This window comes from Deltaproteobacteria bacterium (assembly GCA_016210005.1).
Lineage (GTDB): Bacteria > Desulfobacterota > Binatia > HRBIN30 > JACQVA1 > JACQVA1.
In genome coordinates this window covers 1-20,762 of sequence record JACQVA010000168.1, presented here as the reverse complement: position 1 = coordinate 20,762, position 20,762 = coordinate 1, and the positions used below count along the sequence as shown (strand labels likewise).

The window sequence follows — 20,762 nt, the reverse complement described above, 5'->3', positions numbered from 1 at the left end:
ATCATCCGAGTCCTCACCTGCTCACGGCCCTTCCGGGATGGTGATCACGTCGGCCGTGGGACGCTCGCCGATCGTGTGTAGGTTGAACGCTGCTCTCCCGGTACCGACGCCCGCCACCGCGTGGAACTCCTCTACGACCGCCACGAATCCCGGGTAGTCTCGGGTAGCCGGAGCCATGCGCGTGTGGAGGAAGCGAGTTCCGACCGTGTCAACGTCGAACACCACCGAATTGACTTCGCTCTGTTCGAAGTTTCCCCAGCAGGTGACGGTCGTGCTCGCGGAGAAGCGCTCCTCGAATTCGTTGAAGACATCGAACTGCACCACCACGCTGGCGGGCGTCTGGCTCTCGTAATCCTGCGTGCACGGCACGATGGTCAGCTCCGTGGTCACCTCGGAATCGACACCCAGCTGCGGGTTATCCGCACCGGTGGCGAAGTTGTTGACCAGGGTGGTCTGCGGGCAGGCGTTGTACTCCGCACCGCTGCGGCATTTCGCCGTAACTCCGCCCCCCAAGCACAAGGTATTGTTGGCGTCGTTGGTATCGAGGCCAACCACGGCCAGAGCGCTGTACTTGCTCGCATCACCGGCGTCGGCGCCACCGGCGACGACCACTAGTGTGGCCTCGCCCTTGAGGTGGTTGCCGCTGATTGGTGCGCCCGAGGAATCCACCTCGATGCATTTCAGCTCGCCAACGAAATCCGGGGGCAACGGCGGCACACGTCCGGGATCGAGCCCGGCATCGTTGCACTCCGCATTGGTCAAGGTGCATTCATCATCGAGCGGGTACACCCGCCGGCCGGCCGAGGCAATCCAGTGGGTGGGCTGCTGTTTGGTCAGCCAAATATCGAAGTCGACCTCTTGCCAGCGTGGTATGGGCTGCCCCAGCGGGTCCGGATTCGGCCCCAGCGCCGCATTCACGTAAAAGCAATGGGCGTGCACCATCGAGTTGGAGACATTGGAAATCTGGATGATGGTATCGCGTCCGCCAGAGGCGATGATTTTGGGGAAGATCACGATCGAGCCGGGCCGCTCGGTGGTGACCTCAGCCAACGCCGGGGCGGCTGCCGTCACCGCCGCTAGCAGCGCTCCGAGCCACGCGCCCCGCACTCCCCGCTCGCGACCCATCCAGGCTCTCCTTCCCCAATTTCCCCATTGCATGAGTTGGGACACCCACCGCCCTCGCACGCAGCCCATCACAGGGTCGAGGTTTATACTGCCCGACCCCTGGTGTGTCAAGCCAAATCCCGGGAAACCCATCTGCCGACGCTATCTTAGCTCCACTGAATCGGCGTCAGCCAGCGTTCGTAACGCGGTTCCGCCCCGGCAGTCACCCGCGCAAACAGCTGCTGCAACTGGCGCGTGATCTCACCCGGGTGGCCGGGACCGACCTCGCGATCATCGACCTCGCGCACCGGTGTTACCTCCGCAGCGGTGCCGGTCATAAACACCTCGTCAGCAACGTAAAGCGCATCCCGCGTAAAGCGCTCCTCGCGTACCACCAGCCCCTGCTCCGCCAACAAGGCAATCACCGAGTCGCGGGTAATGCCGGGCAACACCGAGCCCAGCGGCGGCGTTTGCACCACGCCGTTGCGAACCGCAAAAATGTTCTCCCCGCTGCACTCCGCGACGTAGCCGTCGGTATCGAGCATGAGCGCCTCGTCGTAGCCGAGGCGGCGGGCCTCAACGGCCGCCAGGATCGAGTTGACATAATGGCCCACGGCCTTCGCTTTGGTCATCAGCGTGTTGATGTGAAAGCGCGCGAACGAGGAGGTCTTCAAGCGGATGCCTTTGCGCACGCCTTCGTCGCCGAGATACGCGCCCCAGTGCCACGCCACCACCGCCACCCGCACCGGGTTGTGCACCGCCGCCAGGCCCATCTCGCCGGCACCGAGGAACACCAGCGGCCGAATGTAACACGAGCGCAGGCGATTCAGCCGCACCGCTGCCACGCACGCCTGGGTGATGTCAGCGCGGCTGAAGGGAATCTTCAGCCCCAGAATGTGGGCGCCGCCGAACAGCCGATCGATGTGTTCCGGTAAGCGAAAAATCGCCGAGCGGCTGCCCTCGCCCTGGTAGCAGCGAATGCCCTCGAAGACCCCGAGACCATAGTGCAGCGTGTGGGTCAGCACATGCACCTGCGCCGCGTCCCACGGCAGGAACTTTCCGTCAAGCCAGATTTGCTCGCTCTTCTCCATCACTCGATTCCTTCGGCCGCCATCGCTCGGCGTCAAGGCGGCCGTCACGCCGCCCCTATCCGAACCTAGCCGGCGAAGTCAACGCGCCTCGTCGTCACCGGGAGTTACCGCCGGGCTACTGCCGAACCACTTCTCGTAGCAGGCGCGGATCCCTTCCCGGCGCTCGCCGTACTCGCGCCACAGGGCTTCGGCCGCGGCGGCGGGCGTGGCGGTTGCGCCGCCGAGGCCGAGCTGGCGTGCCAGCGGCCCCAAATCGATACCGCCGCGATCGAGCACCTCGACCGGCTGGTCGTGCGCCAGCCGCAAGCGGTTCTCTAACCGCCGCAAGAACCGATAACCCGACTGCAACAGCTCAGCGTCAGCAGCGGGCAAGACCCCAGCCGATTGCAGCGCGGCCAGCGCCGTCAAGGTAGCCCGCACACGCACCGCTGAGTGCGTGCTGCCGTGACGCAGCTGCAGCATCTGGGTGACGAACTCGATATCGACCAGGCCGCCGCGGCCGGTCTTGATGTTGACCTGCTGGGCGCTCTCGCGTGCCAGCTCCCGCTCCATGCGCCCGCGCAAGTGCACCATTTCCCGCACCTCGGCCTCCGCCAGCGGCCGGCGATAGACGAAGTCCGCAATGATCGGCGCCACCGCCGCCGCCAGCGCCGCGTCCCCGGCTACCGCCCGAGCTTTGATCAACGCTTGGCGTTCCCACAACCGCGCACTCTGCTCGTGGTAGCGCCGGAATGACTCCAGCGACGATACCAGCGGCCCCGCCCGCCCCGACGGCCGCAGCCGCGTGTCGATGCGATAGACGAGCCCCTCGGTCGTCGGTACTTGCAACACCGTCAACAGCCGCTGCGCCAGCTTGGAGAAGAACTCGTGGGCAATCGCCTCCTCGCCCGCTTCGTAAATGAAGATCAGGTCCAAGTCCGAATTGTAGTTCAACTCGCCGCTACCGAGCTTGCCCAGGGCCACGATCACGAACTGACCCGGCGGCGCGGCGCGGCCGAATTTCTCGCGCACCGCCGCCACGGCGATATCGTACGCCGCCTCCAGACAGCTTTCGGCCAGCGCCGTCAACTCGCTGCTGACGTCCTCGAGCGCCAGCAGCTGCTCCAGGTCGTTGATACCGATGCGCAAGAAGTGCTCGTTGCGAAAGCGGCGCAAGACATCGAGAGCTGCCTCGAAATCGGCACAAGGCGCCAGTTGGCGGCCCAGCTCCTCGACCAAGGCGGCCTTGGGCACGCGCACGCGCACCAGATCGGCGCGCACCAGCGAGTCGAGCATCTCCGGGCGGCGTAAGAACGCCTGGGCGAGGAACTCGCTGCCGGCGAACAAGCGCACCAGCATCTGCAACGTGGCCGGGTTCTCGCGCAGCAGCGCCAGAAAGCTGGTGCGCGCGCCGATGTTGGTAATGAAGGTGGCCAGGTTGTGCAGCGCTTGATCGGGATTGGCCGATTGTACCACCGCCTGGAGCAACACCGGCGCCAATTCACGCAGCGCCTTCTTTCGCCCCGGGCGTGCCGGGGCCGACGGCGAGCCGTCGCGCAGCAGTATCAGATCGCGATGACTGGCCTCGGGGTCGGCAAACCCTAGCCGCCCCAGCTCGCCCTGCGCCAGCGCCGCATCCTCCAAGCCGTCCACCAGCGCCACCAGCTCGGGGGCACGAGCGCGCTGAACCTCCGCTTGCGGCGCGTAGAAGAGCTGCTCGAAGGCGCGCCGCACGGGCGCTCGGTGGGCCTCGAGAGCCGCCCACAGCGCCGGGGCATTCGCGAGCCCCAGCCGGCGCGCCAACGTCTCTTGCTCGGCTTCCCCGGCGGGCACGCTATGGGTCTGCCGTTCATGAACGATCTGGATCTTGTGCTCGACCTGGCGCAGGAAGCGATAGGCTACCGCCAGCTCCTGCCCTTCCGGCGCCGGCAACACCCCGCCGGCCACCAACCGCTGCAACCCGGGCAAGGTGCCCGACCCGCGCAGGCGCTCGTCGCGCCCGCCGTGAATCAGCTGTAGCGCCTGGACGACGAACTCGATCTCCCGAATACCGCCGCGGCCGAGTTTCACGTTGCCGCGCGTTTTGTGCCCCAGTTGTTGCTCGATACGGGACTTGAGCTCCTTCATGTCGGCCACGGTGGCGAAGTCGAGATAGCGCCGATAAACGAACGGCTGCACCTCGCGCAGGAACCGCTGACCCACGGCATGATCGCCGGCGACCGGGCGCGCTTGAATCAGCGCGGTGCGCTCCCACGTCTGCCCCCAGGATTCGTAGTAGAGCAAGGCGTTGTCGACCGAATTAGTGATCGGACCGTTGATCCCTTCGGGGCGCAGCCGCAGATCGACGCGAAAAGCGAACCCGGTATCGGTACGCTCTTGCAGCGCGCGGGTAATCAGCTCGGCAACGCGGATAAAGAACGCCGCCGCCGTCAGCCGCCCGCGCGGCCCGCCCGCGCTCTCGCCCTGGTCGGATTCATACAGATAGGTGAGGTCGATATCCGAGCTGTAGTTCAACTCGCCGCCACCGAACTTGCCCATGGCCAAGACCACGAAGCCGTTGGGCCGGCCATCCGGCCGACTGAGCGCGCCGAAGTCCGCCGCCACCGCGTGGCGCGCCCAGCGGTACGCGGCCTCGCACACACCTTCGGCCAGCGCCGTGAGGTCGGCCAGCGTAGCTTCCAACTCGACACCGCCGGTGAGATCACTCAAGCCGATGCGCAAGTACTCGCGGCTGCGATAGCGCCGCAGCACGCCGGCGAATTCCTCCCACGGTGCACTCACCGCCGCCGCCAGCGCCCCGATGTGCTCGCGGGCCGCGACGGCGCCGGCCGTCAAAACGGCCGCAAACGACTCGGGCCACGCCGCCGCCGCGCTCAGCAAGGTCGCCGACAACACCTGGCTGCCACCAAGCAGCGTGAACAGCGGCGGCCAGCGCGCCGCCGGCCAACTCGCCACCACCGCCACCGCCTCCGGCCACTGCGCCGCCCGTTCCCAATTGGCCAGCGCCAACACCGGATCGGGCGCCCCGGCAACCAGGTCGGCCAGGGCGGCGCCAAATTCGCCCGGGGGGATGGCGGCTTGGGCGCGCGCCACACGCTGGGGATCGACGCCGAAGCGGGCGAGCGTTGCCGCAGCGGTACTGGTAAACGCGCTCACGCCAGCTCAACCGCCGCCGCAGCCACCGGCTCGACGGCGGCCAAACCGTGCTGCGCCAGCCATTGCTCCAGCTCCGCCGAGGCCCGCTCAGCCAGCTGGCGGCGCTTATCACGCCCGCGACTAGCCCCGGGCAACGGCGCTAACAGCCCGAAGTTGGCGTTCATCGGCTGAAACCCGCGCCGGCTGCGGTCGCTGACGTATGCCAGCAAAGCCCCCAGCGCCGTCGTGGCCGGTGGCACGATCGGCGCCTTGCCTCGCACCACGCGCGCCACATTGAGGCCCGCTAGCAAGCCCGCCGCCGCCGACTCGACGTAGCCTTCGACGCCGATCAACTGTCCCGCCAGCCAAAGACGCGGCTGGCGGCGCAACTGCAATGTCGGCAGCAACAACGCCGGCGAGTTGATGAAGGTGTTGCGGTGCAAGCTGCCCAGGCGCACGAACTCGGCGGCCGCCAGGCCCGGAATCATACGCAAAACCTGCCGCTGTGCCGGGTGGGTCATCTTGGTCTGAAAGCCGACCAAGTTGTAGAGCCGGCCGGCACGATCATCTTGGCGCAACTGCACCACCGCAAACGGCCGCCGGCCGGTGCGCGGATCGATCAGGCCGACCGGCCGCATCGGCCCGAAGGCGAGCGTGTCGCGCCCGCGGCGGGCCATCTCCTCGATCGGCATGCAGCCCTCGAAATAGACGCAGCGCTCGAACTCCTTAGCCGGCACCTTGTCGGCCAGCAGCACGGCATCGACGAAGGCGTAGTACTGCTCGCGCGTCAGCGGGCAATTGACGTAGTCATCGCCGCCCTTGCCGTAGCGCGAGGCCGAAAACACTTGCGCGCGGTCGATCGACTCAGCGGTAACGATCGGCGCGATGGCATCGTAGAAATAGAGGTGGTGCTCGCCCAGCAGCGCTTGCAGCTGGCCGGAAAGCGCCGCCGAGGTCAGCGGTCCGGTCGCCACGATCGCCAGGCCGTCGGGCAACGCGGTACACTCCTCACGCACCACCGTGATCTCCGGCGTGGCCGCAATTGCGGCGGTGACCCGTGCGGCGAACTGCTCGCGATCAACCGCCAGCGCCGAGCCGGCCGGTAACTGCACCTGATCGGCGACGCTCATGATCAAAGAGCCCAGCCGCCGCATCTCCGCCTTCAGTAAACCCACGCCGCTGTCGAGCGCGGCGCTGCGAAAGGAGTTCGAGCACACCAGCTCCGCCAGTCGATCGGTCTGGTGCGCCTCGGTCGTACGCCCCGGGCGCATCTCGTACAGCCGCACGGCCACGCCCCGCCGTGCCAATTGCCAGGCCGCTTCGCAGCCGGCCAGGCCTCCGCCGATAACCGTAACGGGCTCACTCATAAGCTGGCCGTAAGGTGGCAAGGCGGCGCGTGCTCACCTCGCAACAATGAAAACGCTGGTCTCATTGCGGTCTCGCCAAATCCGCAACCCGCAATCGCCGATCCGCAATCGTCAGACGGCTTCGGCGGCCGGCTCCTCGACGGTCTCATTGTAGCGGCAGCCTTCACTGAGGCAGCGGCGCACGGTGCCGGCGCGCTTGGTGGTCTTCTCGACGATGAAAGGCGCGTTGCACTGTGGGCAGGGGTCGGGGATCGGCCGCTCCCAGGTGGCGAAGCGGCACTTGGGGTAGCGATTGCAGCTGTAAAAGATCTTCCCGTTGCGCGAGCGCTTCTCCATGATCTCGCCCTCTTTGCAATCGGGACAATTGACGCCGGTCGGCACCGGCCGCACCAGCGAGCGCACGCCTTTGCATTCGGGATAGCCGGTGCAGCCGAGGAACTTACCGAAGCGGCCGAAGCGGACCTTCATCGGCCGGCCGCACTGATCGCAGACCTCGTCGGTGACTTCGTCCTCGACTATGGTCAGGCCGCCTTCGCCATCGCGGGTGAAGTTGCGAGTGTATCGGCACTCGGGGTAACGCGAGCAGGCGAGGAACTCGCCGCTGCGGCCCCACTTGATCACCATCTGGCCGCCGCAGGTACCGCACTTGAATTCGGTCGGCTGGCCTTCGCGCTTGACGTCGCGCATGCGTTCCTCGGCGTGCTCGAGGTCGCGCTGGAAGGGATCGTAGAAGCGCTGCAGCGCGGTGCGCCATTGCTCCTTGCCGTCTTCGATCTCGTCGAGCATGGTTTCCATGCCGGCGGTGAACTCGACGTTGAGGATGTCGGGAAAAGCGTCAACCAGCAGGTCGGTGACCAGGAAGCCGAGTTCGGACGGCCGCAGCCGGCGCGACTTGTCTTCGAAGACGTACTCCTTGCCCAGGATCGTGGCTACGATCGAGGCGTAGGTCGAGGGCCGGCCGATGCCCTTTTCTTCCAGCTCCTTGATCAGCGTGGCTTGGCTGAAACGCGGCGGCGGCTGGGTGAAGTGCTGCTCCGGCTTGAGTTCGTGCAGCCGCAACACTTCGCCTTCACGCAGCGGTGGCAGCGAGCGCTCGGCTTCGTCGTCGTCCTCATCATCCTTCTTCGGATCGTCATCACGGCCTTCGGTGTAAACGCGGATGAAGCCGTCGAACTTCATCACCTGGCCGCTGGCGCGAAAGGTGGTGTCGGCAGCGGCGATGTCGACGGCGGTCTGATCGAATACCGCCGGCACCATCTGGCTGGCAACGAAGCGGTTCCAGATCAGGGTGTAGAGCGCCAGCTCCTCCTTGGCCAGGAAGGCGGTGAGCCGCTCGGGCGGGTACGCCGTCGAGGTCGGGCGAATCGCCTCGTGCGCGTCCTGCGCGCCCTTCTTGCTGGCGTAATTGTTCGGCTGCGGCGGCAGGTAGTCCGGCCCGAAGCGCTCGCCGATGAGCGCGCGCACGGCCTGCACGGCCTCGGGTGAGACCCGGATGGAATCGGTGCGCATGTAAGTAATCAGGCCGACCGCGCCCTCGGCGCCGAGTTCGATGCCTTCGTAGAGGCGCTGGGCGATGCGCATGGTGCGGCTGGGGGCGAAGCCGAGTTTGCGCGAGGCTTCCTGCTGCAAGCGCGAGGTAATGAACGGCGGGGTGGGGAAACGCCGGCGCTCTTTGCGCTCGACCTTGCTGACGGTCCAGCTCGCGCGCCCGAGCCGGCTGACGAGGTCCTCGGCCTGCTGTTGATTCTCGACGCGGAACTTCTCCGGGTCGAGCCGCTGATCGCCGATGCGCAGCAAGCGCGCCGCAAACGGCGGCGGGGTGTCGCCTTCGAGCTGCGCGCCGATCGACCAGTACTCGACCGGAACGAAAGCCTGAATCTCGCGCTCGCGCTCGCAGATGATGCGCACCGCCACGCTCTGCACGCGGCCGGCGGAGAGGCCGCGGCGCACTTTCTTCCACAGCAGCGGGCTGATCTGGTAGCCCACCAAACGGTCCAGAATGCGCCGGGTCTGCTGGGCATCGAAGAGGTGGCGATCGAGCGGCTGCGGCTTCTTGATCGCCTCCTGCACCGCACGCTTGGTGATCTCGTTGAACAGCACGCGGTGAATCCGGCCGTGATTGGTCTTGTCCTTGATCCGCTCGGCGATATGCCAGGCGATCGCCTCACCCTCGCGGTCGGGGTCGGGCGCCAGGAAGATGTTGTCCTTGCCTTTGGCCGCCTGTTTGAGCTCGGTGACGATCTTGCCCTTGCCGTGGATGATCTGGTACTCGGGCTCGAAGCCCTTGGCGATCTCGACGCCGAGTTTGCTCTTGGGCAAGTCAACGATGTGTCCGACTGAGGCTTTCACTTGGTAGTCGCGGCCGAGGTACTTACTGAGCGTCTTCGCCTTGGCCGGCGACTCCACGATCACCAGGTTCTTTGCCATATCAGTTCACTTGTGTGGCGCACGCGCCGCGGGCAACGCACCCCGCGCGCTGTAGTACTGACCTGGAAGCTGTTGTACAAGCCCTTTGAGCTCCAACAGCAACAACGCCTCCAGCACTTGGTTAGCGGCCAGTCCGCTGCGGGTGATCAACTCATCGACGTGGCGGGTCTGCTCGCCCAGCGCTGCCGCCACTTCCGCTTCGAGGCCTTCGAGGGTCACCGTGGGAACGGGTTCGGGGCGGCGCGCCAGCAAATGCGGAGCGATTTCCTCGAGAATGTCCTCCACCCGTTCGGTCAATTTGGCGCCCTCACGGATCAACCGATGCGTGCCGCGGCTGCGGGCACTGACCGGCCCGGGCACGGCGAAGACTTCGCGATCCTGTTCCAGCGCGGCATGGGCAGTGATCAGCGAGCCGCTCTTTTCGGTCGCTTCCATGATCACCGTTCCCAGCGACAGGCCCGAGATGATGCGGTTGCGGCTGGGGAAGTTCTCCGCGTCGGGTTTGGTGCCCATGAGGAACTCGGACACCACGGCGCCGTGGTTTGCGATGGCCATGAACAGCGCATGATGCTCACTTGGATAGACTACGTCAACGCCGCAGCCCAACACCGCGATGGTGCGTCCGCCGACGCGCACCGCCGCGGCGTGGGCTTCGGCGTCGATGCCGCGCGCCAATCCGCTCACCACGGTGACCCCCGCGCGCGCCAAGCCTTCGCTCATTTCGCGCGTCTGCTGCAAGCCGTAACTCGAGGCCGCGCGCGAGCCGACCAGCGCCACCGCCAGCCGATCGCGATCCTGCAAGCGGCCGCGGACGAACAGAAACGGCGGCGGATCATGGATCTGTTTGAGGTTGGCGGGATACTCAGCGTCCGCCCAAGTGATGACGCGCGCGCCCGCGCGCTCGGCGCGCGCGAGCTGTTCGCGCACCGCCGGCCAACCATCGAAACCACGCACCGCCTGCGCCACCTCGCGCCGCACGCCGGCGCATTCGAGCGCGTGCACGCTGGCCGAGAACACCGCCCGGGGATATCCGAAGGCGCGCAGCAAGCCCTGATAGCCGACGCAGCCGACACCGCGCACCAGCTTCAGGGCGATCCAGAAGCCCAGCTCCTCCGCGTCCGTCGCCATGGCTGAGGCCCTGTACCCCGACTGCCTGCGCTTGGCAAAGGCCGACGAAGGGTGGCAGCTGTTCTGGAAGCCTATCGGTCTAAAGCGCGGCAAGCTTACGCTCCGGCCGCCAGCGCCGATAGCGCCAACTACCGGCGGCTTGGTCGTCCGCTCTACGCAAGCCGGCTGCTTCCCCCTTCGTTCCTGCTGTTCCCGACGAAAGATCACTGGAGATCGATATCCAAGCTGCCCGACATCAATGCGGGCTGCGCTACCTCGCCGAGCACTATCGCGAGTGGAAGATCACCTCGATCGCAGCCACCACTTGGATGCGGCCACGATGGGCTCGAGTGGGTCGCGGTTCGGAAGCCCGCGGACATCGGCGGTTTCAGGCGCGGCCCCGCGAGTCGCCTCGCGGGGCTGCCGTTGACCGCCCCTCCGCCACGAGCGCGTGGTGGAGAAAGAATGGCTCCCTGGGCTGGACTCGAACCAGCGACCAATCGGTTAAGAACCGAACGTGCCTTTCGAGGCGCCCAAAAGCCTTTGCCCGCGCGAGGTATTCCCACGTTGCCCGACGCTGGTCCGCATTTGGTCCGCATCGCGGGGGTAACCCCATGACCGCGCGTGACACCGGTCCAAACCGCGAGAGGCGCAAGCCGTTTGGCACGCGACCCGGTGAAGCCGAAGTGGTGACGCTGCTTCAGCGGCTACGCCGCAAACCGCGCGCTGGTGAGCGGTTGAGCTTTGCCGCCATCGCCGCCAAGCTGAGCGCCGACCGTATCCCGGCACGCACCGGCAGACCTTGGGCGGTCGAAACCGTGCGCAAGATCGCCATGAGGTGAATGGTTGCGCCACGCGACGCCCGTCGATCTTCGCCCCTTAGCGCCACCCTACCCGAACGTAGAACGCCGACACCTGGGGCATCTGTGCGCGCCACAGGGGGCGCCGCGTGCCGTTTCTCGCACCGATTCGCCGCGGTAGCGCCGCGAGGTACTTTCGCCAAAAACTAACGCATCGGTAATGTCCCCTAGGGATGTACGGGTAATTCCACCGCTCGAAGCCAAAAACCCCGTACCGCTGTTGCCTCTTGTGACGATTGTGGGACCCGTGGCACACACTTTGGTCTTCGGTTGCTATGTACGCACCGCCCAAGGGGTAACCGCATATCACCGGCGAGCGACATGTCAAGTTGCGTATTACACAACTTGACATGCAAACTCAGCGCAGTTGTTTGCCAATACGTTAGGGAGAGAATCAAGTCATCTCACTACTGCGGCGGCGGCGCGGGCGCTGTCGCTAACGTCCGCGCGTGCGCGACAGCTCGCGGACTCTAATGCGCTCCGCTGCGTGCGTACCGTGACGGGCGTGCGCCTGTACCGCCTTGCCGACGTAGAGGACTTAGCCAGACGACGGATAGAGCGCGCGTACATCGAAGCGCAAACGCGGCGCAGCACAAGTGACGCGGGCGACGCAGCATGAGAAATCGCGTAGACTTCGTGCGCATCAACGGCGCGGCGTTAGCACGACTGCCCGAGCTCGGTGTCATGCTCACAGCTCCCGCACCTCTGGCCAGCGCTGGCGATCGTGCCAGACGTGCACCAGCCGCTTGCAGTTCGAGGGACAGGCAAAGCCGGCCAGCGTTTCGCGCTCGGCCGGTGACGGTGCCCGGTTGCTCTTCACTTGCAGCAACACCACGTCCGTTGGTCCGATGCCGACAAGGTCCCAGGCACCCAACGAACCCGCGGCACGGGTCACACAGTAGCCGGCGATTTCGAGCAGCCGGCGGCTGCGATGCTCGTTCCTGGTGCCCTTGCGCTTGGCGTTCATGGGCACGTCCTGCTACTCTGCCCACATGGCACAGACGGCGCGAAAGGTTTCGGCGAAGCTCCAAGAGCAGCCCCGCAAGGAACCGCCTCTCGATAACGAGCCGCTGACGCCGGCAGACTTGAAGGCCATTGCACAAGCCCGCGCCGAGTTCGCACGCGGCGACTACTGCACCCTGGAAGAGCTTGAAGCGACTGTGGCGCGTCTACGTTCCGAAGTCCGCCCAAAAGGCCGTCGCGCGCGTTCCCCCCGCTGACGGAACCCGGATCACTGCGGCCATTCGGCAGATGGCCAGCGATCCATTCGTGGGCGACATTCGACACCTCGAAGCACGAGTCTACCGGCGTCGCGTCGGCGCGTATAGGACCATCTTCGAGGTCAACACCGACTTTCGCGCGGTCCAGATCCTGCGCGTCGAACGCCGGACGAGCACCACCTACCGTTAGCAGCCGCCTCATCGTCTTTGCTCCACCGCACCCCGCAGCGCGCGCACCCGGCACCACAAGATGTAGCTCCAGGCGCACACGTCGAGCAGCTCTTGCTCGATCTCGTCGGTCAGCTCGCCGGGCGGTTGCTGAAAGCTCCGGTCGCCGTAGGCGACGGCGCCCACATCGAGGCGCTTGGCGACGGCCGTGGGGAAGGTGTCGGTCATCGGCTCCGCTCCCATGTGCCCGGTGTACCATCGCCGTAACTGAAGCCCACGGCCACCGTGGTGCCGGCGGGTAGCTCCGGCATCGGGTCGGCCTCCGGCCGGGCTCTTGGCAGTTTTGTCAGTTCGTCTTGTCGCTCGCGCTTGTGCGCCAAACCGCCCGCGGGCTTCGAGCCACACCGCCCGCAGCTCTTCCAAGCCGGCTCGCCAGTCGGCTTCGGTCGGTCCGCCCGGTGTCTTCGCCAGCGCGTCAAGGCAATCTTCGGCCTTCCGGTGCCGTTCGGCCAAGTCGGGAAACGCCCACGGCACCGCCCCCGGTTCGTGGCCGGCGGCCAGGTCGGCATGCAGGGCAGCCAGCGAGGCGCAGCAGTCGGCCAGGGCAAGGCGGCGGTTGGGGTCGAAGGCGGGTTCGGTCGACGCCAACGGCTCCCGGCTTTCGGCCAGCACCGCCTGAATCCGTTTCGCCCGGCCGGGTCGGCGGTCAGCGCGGGATAGAGCGCGGGTACGGCGACGGCCGCGTGTTCTACCGCGCGAACCGCGGCGTGTGGTGCATCGCGTACTACAAGGACGGCAAAGAGATCCGCGAAACCGTCGGCACCGATGAGGACGCCGCCCGCAAGCTGCTCAAGCGGTGGGTGAAGGCGAAGGAGCGCGAGGACTTCGTCACGCCGCACGAGCAACGCATCACCGTAGCCGAGCTACTCGACGCGCGTGAAACTTTCCTCACCAACAGGGGCGCCAAGTCGGACTCGTGGCGCTCGCAGATCGCCGTGATTCGGCGGCACTTCGGCCTGGACCGCGCCGCAGCGGTGTCCGCCGACCGCATCGAGCGTTTCGTGGCGGAAGAGCGAACGGCCGGGAAGTCCCCAGCCACAATCAAGAACTACCTGGTGGAATTCCGCGCCGCCTACCGCCTGGCCGTCAAGCAAAAGCGCATCAAGCCGCACGTGGTGCCCTATTTCCCGATGCCGACGGTGAACAACGCGCGCAAGGGATTCTTCGAGCCGGAGGACTTCGAGGCGTTCGTGCGGTATCTGCCGGCCGATTACGCCGACACCGCGCGCTTCGCCTACGCAACCGGCTGGCGGAAGGGCGAGATTGCCTCTCTCACCTGGGAGCAAGTCGACCATACAGCCCGCGAGGTGCGGCTCTACGACTCCAAGAACGGCGAAGGTCGGACGCTGGCGCTCGACGGGGACGCCTGGGCCGTGATCGAGCGACGCTGGCAGGCACGCGCCTACGTCGACAGCCGAACGAAGCAGACGCATGTCTCGCCGCTGGTGTTCCACAAGAACGGCCGGCCGATCGGCGACATCCGCGAGCGCTGGAACACAGCGCTCGAAGCCGCGGGGCTTCCCAGCGGGAGCAAGCTGTTCCATGACCTCCGGCGCTCCGGTGTCCGAGACATGGTTCGCGCGGGGGTGCCGCAGGCGGTCGCCATGTCCATCAGCGGTCACAAGACCGTAAGCATGTTCCTGCGCTACAACATCACGGACGGCAGGGACCAACGGGACGCGCTGCAGCGTACCGCCGAATCGCGCCGCCAGCGTATCGCGTCGACACCCCAGCCGTCGAAAGTGACACCCCTTCGGACGGCTCTGGGATGACAGCCCGCCCCAAGCATACGGACCAAACACGGACCAAGCAGCAAGGGGCTGACCCCTTGCGAAGCCAACCCCTTGATTTTTCAGCTCCCCGGGCCGGACTCGAACCAGCGACCAATCGGTTAACAGCCGATCGCTCTACCGACTGAGCTACCGGGGATCAGTGTGCTCCGGCGGGTATCAACCGGAGATTGACGCTGCTACCACAGGCTCAGGACCGCTTCAAGCAGCCGGCAATCGCTTGGGTTACACGATCGACAAGCAAGATGGCGGGCGCCGGTTACGAGCGCACCACTGGGGACTGGCAGTGTTCGCTCCGGCACGAGGGCACTAGGCGGCCGCGTAGACGACCCGAACACGCGGCAGCGGCGCGGGCCCTGGCGAGCTGGACGCCTGCCGACTTCACCTTCGAGGAAGCTCCAGGTATCGTTTTGCTCACTCAGTGCTGCCGCGGCCGTCGAGATAACGTTGAATGAGGTTTCGATCGGCCGCATCCGGCACCAGACTCAGGTACTTCTGAAGCAGAACCGTGGCTCGGGCCACCTCGCCGTCTCCGTAATAGAGCAACCCAAGCTCTCGCACCGCGTCGGGGTCATCGGGCGCGAGTTCGACTGCCCGCTCATAGGCTTGCCGTGCCGTTGAGGATCGGCGTCCTTCGGGGGCAGTTAGACGAGCGTGCTCGGCCTTGAGGAAGTAACCGCGACCGCTCTCCGGTCTCAACGCCAGATAGCGTGAGATCGACGCCGTCGCCCGATCGAGCAAACCCGCCTCTACTCTACTTCGGCCGCAACGGGGAGAAGCGGCGCGATCGCTTCGTTGTAACGCTCCCTCTCAGTTCGCACGTCATCTTCTCGGGCGTGACCGATTGGCTCCTGCAGCGCCCGGATGCGTTCAGCAGTGAATGGATGACTCCGCAGCACCGTCCAGCCGCCGGCCCAGCCCGCATCATCCGGTTCCGTCAGTTGCAAGTTCAGCAGCACGATCTCGCGCGGATCGTAGCCGGCGCGTCTCATGACTTCGAGCGCGAAGCGGTCGCAGTAGGCCTCGTTGTCGCGAGAGAGCTGCATACGTTCGACCGACGACCCGCTGAGCTTCTCGAAGCGTTGTCGCATCAGGCCATGGCGAGCAATGAAGTGACCCAGTTCGTGTCCGAGCAGAGCAGCAAGCTGCGCCTCGTTCTGGATGGCCGCGAGCATGCCGGTGCTCACCAGTATCCCTCCGTCGGGCGCCGCATACGCGTTTCGCTGCGGGCTGCGAAGGACGTGCACACCCGGCACTGGCGCTTGTTCTGAGAGGGGCTCAGCCATCAGCGTAGCCAGTACGCCATTGAGGTACCTGGTGAGGGCTTCGTCGGCGACAATCATGCCGTTCTTCTCGATCTCGGCACGCCTGCGCTTGGCCTCTTCCCACAGCTTGCGTTCGTCCTCCTCGATCGAGACTGGCACTCCGGTGCGCTCGTTCCAGGCCGGCACGACAGGCACCGGGGGCATGCGTACACACGAGGTGCCGCAGAAGGGGAGGGCCCCGGCAATTAGTGCGATCGATCTCACTAGGAGTGGTCTCACCGTTCTGTCGCAGCGGTCTGCCGGCGCTTGCTCAGCGGCCCCTCGGGCGGCGGGCGGGGGCATCATAGCCCGCCGGAACGGTATCGACCCCCTGCGGGGTGCCACGCAGCCGCAGCGCATCGCCGTTCGGGCCCAGCGCGGACTGGATCGCGGCATCGAGTTTCTTGTCGTCCGTGAGCCACCGATCCTCGGGGAGAACGTCGCGATCCCGCAGAACCGCTAGACTCACCAGCGACTCGATCCCGGCACTGCGAAACGCCAGGTCATTGCCCTCAAGGTCCAAGGCGTTGAGCCACAGCGACAGGGCCGCGACCCAGCCGGATTCGACGACTCCCCCGAGAAGGTTCATCACCACCCGACCCGTCGAACTCACATCATCGGTCGTACCGTCCCAACGGGCGGTTCCGTTTACGAACGCAGCGCGAACCGACACGACTTGCGCCGACAACTGGGCATCGCAACCGAGTTCCTGGCGCAGTGCGGCCTGAAGCCGGTCGCGAAAGGCTCGGTATCGCACCTCGTCGCGCCGCCCGGTCGCAGGATCGACGAAGCCACCGAAATCTGCCCGTAGGCGTTTGAATAGGTCCGATACAGCCTGCGGCTCCGCCACCTGATACGATGCCGCCACCAGCGCTTCCACCAATTTCTTCTCCAGCTTGGCGAGGCGCGCTTCAGCTTGGCTCTCGGCAATCGGGATCACCAAGGGATGGAGGCAGAGGGTCGAGCCCTGATCGAGGGGCTCGGCCACGGCATTTCCTGCCAAGAGCCCACTTGCCAACAACCACAGCAGCCGAACAGTCGCCCGAGCCGATGGATTCGACATAGCCGCGCCTCCCCTACCACGTTTGCAAACGAAGAAAAAACCGGGCAGTTATTCACACCCGGACAAACTGGTCGGTAGCGAGAATGCAGCGGAGGCGCTGAATGATACCAGTAAAGGACTGGATGACACCGACGGTTATCCTCTTCTCGAATCGGATACGGCAACCCGGAGCCGCTGCGCCTACAGCACTCACTGTGGAGTCAGCGGTGATAAGGTTTATTGGCCTGCCGCCGGGATTTCCTGGAGCGAGCGCACCACGCTGGTGTTGGCCCTCTGTCTTGATACCGGCTTGTACGATCTGGAACGTCGCAATCTCTACGGCATCCGGCACGGACTGGAGACCGTTGAAACGTACTTCCGACAGACCCGGGCGGTTCGGCCGATCAAAGAGCGTTTACGAGATCGGGCGCGGTTGGTGCAGGCCGTCGAAGCGACGCTTGGGCCATTAGCCGGTCCCAGGCATGGTGCTCGGGAGTGATCTCACCCTTGAGCATCGCAGTCTCAGGCGTGTACCCGCTCGACGCAGGCCTTGAACTCGCGGTGCCAGTTGATCACCGTGCCGAGCTGCTTCAGATAAGCATCTAGCCCCATCAACGCGCGCGCCAGAAACACCCGGTGGCCCGGGGTCTTGAAGAGACGGGCTTCGAACCCGATGCTGGCGACTTCCATGCCCTTCTCCACCGACTTGAAATCGCGCGGGTCGTAGCGCCGGTCGGCCAGCACCGGCTCGAAGATGATGTACAGAATGCGCACGATCGCCTTGGGGTCGTCGCCGCGGTCGAGAAAGCCCAGGCGCACACAGCAGTCGGCCATGGTGGCTTCGTCGCGCGCCAAGATGGCGCGGGCCAGCCGATGATACGCGCCGCGAATCGGCTCGGGAAAGATGCGAATCGAGCCGAAATCCAATATTGCCAGCTTGGGATGAAACGTCACCAAATAGTTACCCGGGTGCGGATCGGTGTGGAGCACGCCGAACTCGAACACCTGGCGCCACACCGTGCGGAAGTACTTGATCGCCACCCAGTCCTTCAGCTCTTGATCGACGCCGGGGCCGAGGATGTCGGCCAACGGGTACCCATCGATGCGGCTCATGGTCAGCACCCGGCGCGAGGAGAAATCGGGGTAGACTTGCGGGATGATGATCTCGTCGTCGTCGCGGAAGATCTTCTGGAAGAGGGCGATGTTCTTGGCTTCGTTGACGTAGTCGATCTCTTCGTGCAGGCGCTCTTCGAGTTCCTTGTAGACCTCGGACGGGTCGACCCGCTGGCGCATGACATCGCGGCCGATGAGCGCGAAGGTGCGCAGCAAGGCCTTGATGTTCTGCAGGTCCTCGTTCACCGTCTGCTCGACGCCGGGGTACTGGACCTTGACCACCACGGTCTCGCCGCCGGGCAGCTGGGCGGCGTGCACTTGGCCGAGCGAGGCGGCGGCGAAGGCGTGCTCGGCGAAGTGCTCGAACAACGCCTCGGGGTACTTGCCGAGCTCGCGTCTGACCTGCTCGCGGATCAGCGCGTAGTCCATCGGTGGGACCTTGGATTGCACCACCGACAGCACTGCGAGCGCCTGCGGCGGCAGGATGTCGTCGCGCATCGACAACATCTGCACCAGTTTCATGAAGGCGCCCTTGAGCTCTTTGGAGCGCTCGACCAGCTTGATGGCGTTGCGGATGTGGGTGTCGAGCAGGCCCTGTTGGCGTTCACCGGCCGAGCGGAACGGCCACTTCAGCGCCTCGATGACGTAAGAGGAGCCGACCGAGGTGGCCAGCTCACCGACCTTCAGGACGCGCTTGGTGCGCCCGCGGGTAAGCGTACTACCGGTTTTCGAGTGACTACGCGCCGCCATCGCCGAGGTTCGTACTGCTCGGGGGCGAGTGTGGCGATTCGGGGGCATCGGCGCAAGCGGGCGGCGGGTTTGACCGCGGCCCCTGATACGGGCGATGCTGGGGGTGAGCGGGCGGCACGAGCGAGCAGAGGCGCAAGGAGAGCAACCGCATGGCGTGGTTCGATGAGTTTCGCGGCAAGGTGGTGGTGGTAACCGGTGCCTCAAGTGGCATCGGGCGCGAGACCGCCTTGGCCTTCGGGGCCGTGGGCGCACGCGTCGCCCTCGTTGCCCGGCGGCGCGAGGCGCTGGAAAAGGTGAAGCGGGCGATCAACCAGCGCGGCGGCGAGGCGGTGGTGGTGCCTACCGATGTGACTAAGCGTAACGCCGTGCGCGCCAACCTGCGGGCGGTCTACGCCCGCTGGGGCCGGATCGACGTGGTCGTCAACAGCGCCAGCGTGCTGATCTCCTCACCGGTACTGGATCTCAAGCCCGGCGACCTGACCGCGATGCTGAACGTGAATCTGTTCGGCGCGCTGTTTGTGATGCAGGAAGCGGTGCAGCTGATGCAGCGCCAGGGCAGCGGCTGCATCGTGAACATGGCCTCGCTGGCAGGGCGGCGCGGCATGCCGCCGCTGGGCGGCTACTGCGCCACCAAGTTCGCCCTGGTCGGCATCACCGAGGCCTTGCGCGCCGAGTTGCACGGCAGCGACATACACGTTGCCCTGGTGATGCCGAGCGTTACCGACACCCCGATGGCTCATAACCCCGGGCTGCGGCCGCTGTGGCCGGGCGCCCTCAGCTTGCCGCACTCGTGGATGGTGTGGGCGGTCTTTGCCGCCGCTCGTTTTCAGCTGATCGATATATCCGTGCCCCCGAGCGCCGCCACGCTGGAGAAGCTCGCCGCCCTGGTGCCCGGCCTAGACAGCTCGGCGGCGAATTGGGGCGAATCCGCCACTCAGTGGCTCAGCAACATCTTGCAGCAAGACACGCCCCGAACTTCGCCCGGCCGCCGGGCATAGCGAATGCGCTCTCGCGCTGCCCGAGGGAATGCCGGCGCCCTCGGTCAGGCACCCGCGGGCGAGCCACCAGCATGACGCCGGGGCGCGAGCGGATCGGCGGCTGACGACTCTCACTTACCGAGCCGACGGAGCGCCGCCGACGCGCCCGTAACATCACCGGTGGTGTTGACCGGCACTGGCGTTTGCTGCCACCATGCGGCCCGTGCTCATCGACAGCCATTGCCACGTCATGCCGGACCAGCTCGCGCTCGCCATCCGGCGGTTCTTCGATCAGCACATGGGCTGGGGCAAGCTCGCTTACGATGGCGTGCGGCTCGGCGATATCGTCCGAGCGCAGCACGATGCGGGCACGGAGCGTTTCTGGGCGCTGCCATACGCACACAAGGCCGGCGTTGCCGCGCAGCTGAACGAGTGGATCGCCGGCGCCGTCAAGCCCATCCCCGGCGTTGTTGCCGCCGCGACCTTCCATCCCGACGATGCCGATCTTGCGGCGATGGTTGAGCGTGCGTTTGGTGATTTCGGGCTCAAGCTGGCTAAGCTCCATTGCTCGGTCGGGCGCTTCGACGCCGACGATCAGCGGCTCGAGCCCCTATGGACAGCCGCCGAGGCGCGCGCCATTCCCGTAGTCGTGCATGCCGGGCGCGAGGTCAGCGGCCGCACCTACGCCCACGAACTGCAAGCGATCGCTCGCATCGCCGCCGCGCACCCGCGCCTGCGGCTGGTGATCGCCCATGCCGGTCTGCCCGACATCGATGCCGCACTCGATCTGCTCGAATGTCACGAGCAGCTCCACGCCGACCTGACCAGCGCCGCTGAGTGGTTGCCGCCACTGCCGGTCGAGCGCATCGAGAGGCTAAGCGAACGGATTCTCTTCGGCAGCGACTGCCCGAACACCACCGTCACCATCGCCGAGTCGAGGGCTTGGCTGCGCCGGCAAGGGCTCAGTGCGCCGGCTTTGCGGGCCATCCTCGGCGAAAACGCCGCCCGGCTGGTGCCCTGACCGGCTCGGCGGCTGACGACCGATGGCGGCACAAGTGAAACGCGCCCGCCCCGCCCGTGAACCCGGATGATGCAGCCCGCCTTGGTAGCGGTCGTGCACGGGGCGAGGGTGCGCGACAAATCTGTGGGTAACGTGGTTCGGTGTTATGGCCGTCATTCCCGCGAAAGCGGGAATCCAGTTTGGCGTTTGGCGCTATGGACAAGCAGTTCTGCGTTTACATCCTGGCCAGCAAACGGAACGGCACGCT

The 20,762-nt window shown here is 66.0% G+C and carries 18 protein-coding genes and 1 tRNA gene; 6 read left to right on the top strand and 13 right to left on the bottom strand.

What is annotated here, in order from left to right; translation table 11 throughout:
- Positions 1–21: 21 nt before the first annotated feature.
- From HY699_16230 to dprA, 6 genes are all read right to left on the bottom strand, one after another.
- Entirely contained in the window at positions 22–1,125 is a 1,104-nt protein-coding gene (locus HY699_16230) for a hypothetical protein (protein ID MBI4517352.1), read from the bottom strand.
- Between the two features lie 146 nt (positions 1,126–1,271).
- The gene (locus HY699_16225) at positions 1,272–2,198 is read right to left on the bottom strand and encodes a branched-chain amino acid transaminase (GenBank protein MBI4517351.1); all 927 of its coding nucleotides are present in this window, start codon (positions 2,196–2,198) and stop codon (positions 1,272–1,274) included.
- 75 nt (positions 2,199–2,273) lie between these two features.
- Positions 2,274–5,330 carry a bifunctional [glutamate--ammonia ligase]-adenylyl-L-tyrosine phosphorylase/[glutamate--ammonia-ligase] adenylyltransferase gene (gene glnE, locus HY699_16220; protein ID MBI4517350.1) on the bottom strand — a complete coding sequence of 1,019 codons (3,057 nt, stop codon included), beginning with the start codon at positions 5,328–5,330 and terminating at the stop codon, positions 2,274–2,276.
- A complete protein-coding gene (gene trmFO, locus HY699_16215) occupies positions 5,327–6,676 on the bottom strand; it encodes a methylenetetrahydrofolate--tRNA-(uracil(54)-C(5))-methyltransferase (FADH(2)-oxidizing) TrmFO (GenBank protein ID MBI4517349.1) in 1,350 nt (449 codons plus the stop codon). Before trmFO ends, glnE begins: the two co-directional genes overlap by 4 nt.
- A gap of 111 nt (positions 6,677–6,787) precedes the next feature.
- The gene (gene topA / locus HY699_16210) at positions 6,788–9,103 is read right to left on the bottom strand and encodes a type I DNA topoisomerase (protein MBI4517348.1); all 2,316 of its coding nucleotides are present in this window, start codon (positions 9,101–9,103) and stop codon (positions 6,788–6,790) included.
- Positions 9,104–9,109: 6 nt separating this feature from the next.
- Entirely contained in the window at positions 9,110–10,231 is a 1,122-nt protein-coding gene (gene dprA, locus HY699_16205) for a DNA-protecting protein DprA (GenBank protein MBI4517347.1), read from the bottom strand.
- Positions 10,232–10,824: 593 nt separating this feature from the next.
- Between dprA and HY699_16200 the strand changes: the two genes are divergently transcribed.
- Entirely contained in the window at positions 10,825–11,052 is a 228-nt protein-coding gene (locus tag HY699_16200; GenBank protein ID MBI4517346.1) for a hypothetical protein, read from the top strand.
- A 706-nt stretch (positions 11,053–11,758) separates the two neighbouring features.
- On the opposite strand, the gene HY699_16195 is transcribed toward HY699_16200, so the two are convergent.
- Positions 11,759–12,037, bottom strand: a complete 279-nt coding sequence (locus HY699_16195; GenBank protein ID MBI4517345.1) for a hypothetical protein — start codon at positions 12,035–12,037, stop codon at positions 11,759–11,761.
- A gap of 284 nt (positions 12,038–12,321) precedes the next feature.
- Here HY699_16195 and HY699_16190 point away from each other — a divergent pair, with 284 nt between their 5' ends.
- Positions 12,322–12,480: a hypothetical protein gene (locus HY699_16190; protein MBI4517344.1), complete on the top strand. Its 159-nt coding sequence runs from the start codon at positions 12,322–12,324 to the stop codon at positions 12,478–12,480.
- 8 nt (positions 12,481–12,488) lie between these two features.
- Here HY699_16190 and HY699_16185 read toward each other — a convergent pair whose 3' ends face one another.
- Positions 12,489–13,130 (bottom strand): hypothetical protein, encoded by a 642-nt coding sequence (locus tag HY699_16185; protein ID MBI4517343.1) that lies wholly within the window; start codon positions 13,128–13,130, stop codon positions 12,489–12,491.
- Positions 13,131–13,201: 71 nt separating this feature from the next.
- Between HY699_16185 and HY699_16180 the strand changes: the two genes are divergently transcribed.
- Positions 13,202–14,290, top strand: a complete 1,089-nt coding sequence (locus HY699_16180) for a tyrosine-type recombinase/integrase (protein MBI4517342.1) — start codon at positions 13,202–13,204, stop codon at positions 14,288–14,290.
- 84 nt (positions 14,291–14,374) lie between these two features.
- On the opposite strand, the gene HY699_16175 is transcribed toward HY699_16180, so the two are convergent.
- The 4 genes from HY699_16175 to HY699_16160 all read right to left on the bottom strand — a co-directional run bounded on the left by HY699_16175 (position 14,375) and on the right by HY699_16160 (position 16,600).
- Positions 14,375–14,447, bottom strand: a tRNA-Asn gene (locus HY699_16175).
- A gap of 275 nt (positions 14,448–14,722) precedes the next feature.
- Entirely contained in the window at positions 14,723–15,049 is a 327-nt protein-coding gene (locus HY699_16170) for a tetratricopeptide repeat protein (protein ID MBI4517341.1), read from the bottom strand.
- 8 nt (positions 15,050–15,057) lie between these two features.
- Positions 15,058–15,732 carry a M48 family metalloprotease gene (locus tag HY699_16165; GenBank protein ID MBI4517340.1) on the bottom strand — a complete coding sequence of 225 codons (675 nt, stop codon included), beginning with the start codon at positions 15,730–15,732 and terminating at the stop codon, positions 15,058–15,060.
- A gap of 151 nt (positions 15,733–15,883) precedes the next feature.
- On the bottom strand, positions 15,884–16,600 hold the full coding sequence (locus HY699_16160; protein MBI4517339.1) for a hypothetical protein: 717 nt from the start codon (positions 16,598–16,600) through the stop codon (positions 15,884–15,886).
- A 97-nt stretch (positions 16,601–16,697) separates the two neighbouring features.
- Between HY699_16160 and HY699_16155 the strand changes: the two genes are divergently transcribed.
- On the top strand, positions 16,698–17,153 hold the full coding sequence (locus tag HY699_16155) for a hypothetical protein (protein ID MBI4517338.1): 456 nt from the start codon (positions 16,698–16,700) through the stop codon (positions 17,151–17,153).
- A gap of 23 nt (positions 17,154–17,176) precedes the next feature.
- Here the strand turns inward: HY699_16155 and HY699_16150 are convergent, their stop codons facing one another.
- Complete coding sequence (locus tag HY699_16150) at positions 17,177–18,517, bottom strand: AarF/ABC1/UbiB kinase family protein (GenBank protein MBI4517337.1); 1,341 nt, start codon at positions 18,515–18,517, stop codon at positions 17,177–17,179.
- A 149-nt stretch (positions 18,518–18,666) separates the two neighbouring features.
- Here HY699_16150 and HY699_16145 point away from each other — a divergent pair, with 149 nt between their 5' ends.
- Together HY699_16145 and HY699_16140 are read left to right on the top strand one after the other, a co-directional pair.
- Positions 18,667–19,515 (top strand): SDR family oxidoreductase, encoded by an 849-nt coding sequence (locus HY699_16145; GenBank protein ID MBI4517336.1) that lies wholly within the window; start codon positions 18,667–18,669, stop codon positions 19,513–19,515.
- Between the two features lie 193 nt (positions 19,516–19,708).
- Positions 19,709–20,515 carry an amidohydrolase family protein gene (locus HY699_16140; GenBank protein ID MBI4517335.1) on the top strand — a complete coding sequence of 269 codons (807 nt, stop codon included), beginning with the start codon at positions 19,709–19,711 and terminating at the stop codon, positions 20,513–20,515.
- Positions 20,516–20,762: the final 247 nt, after the last annotated feature.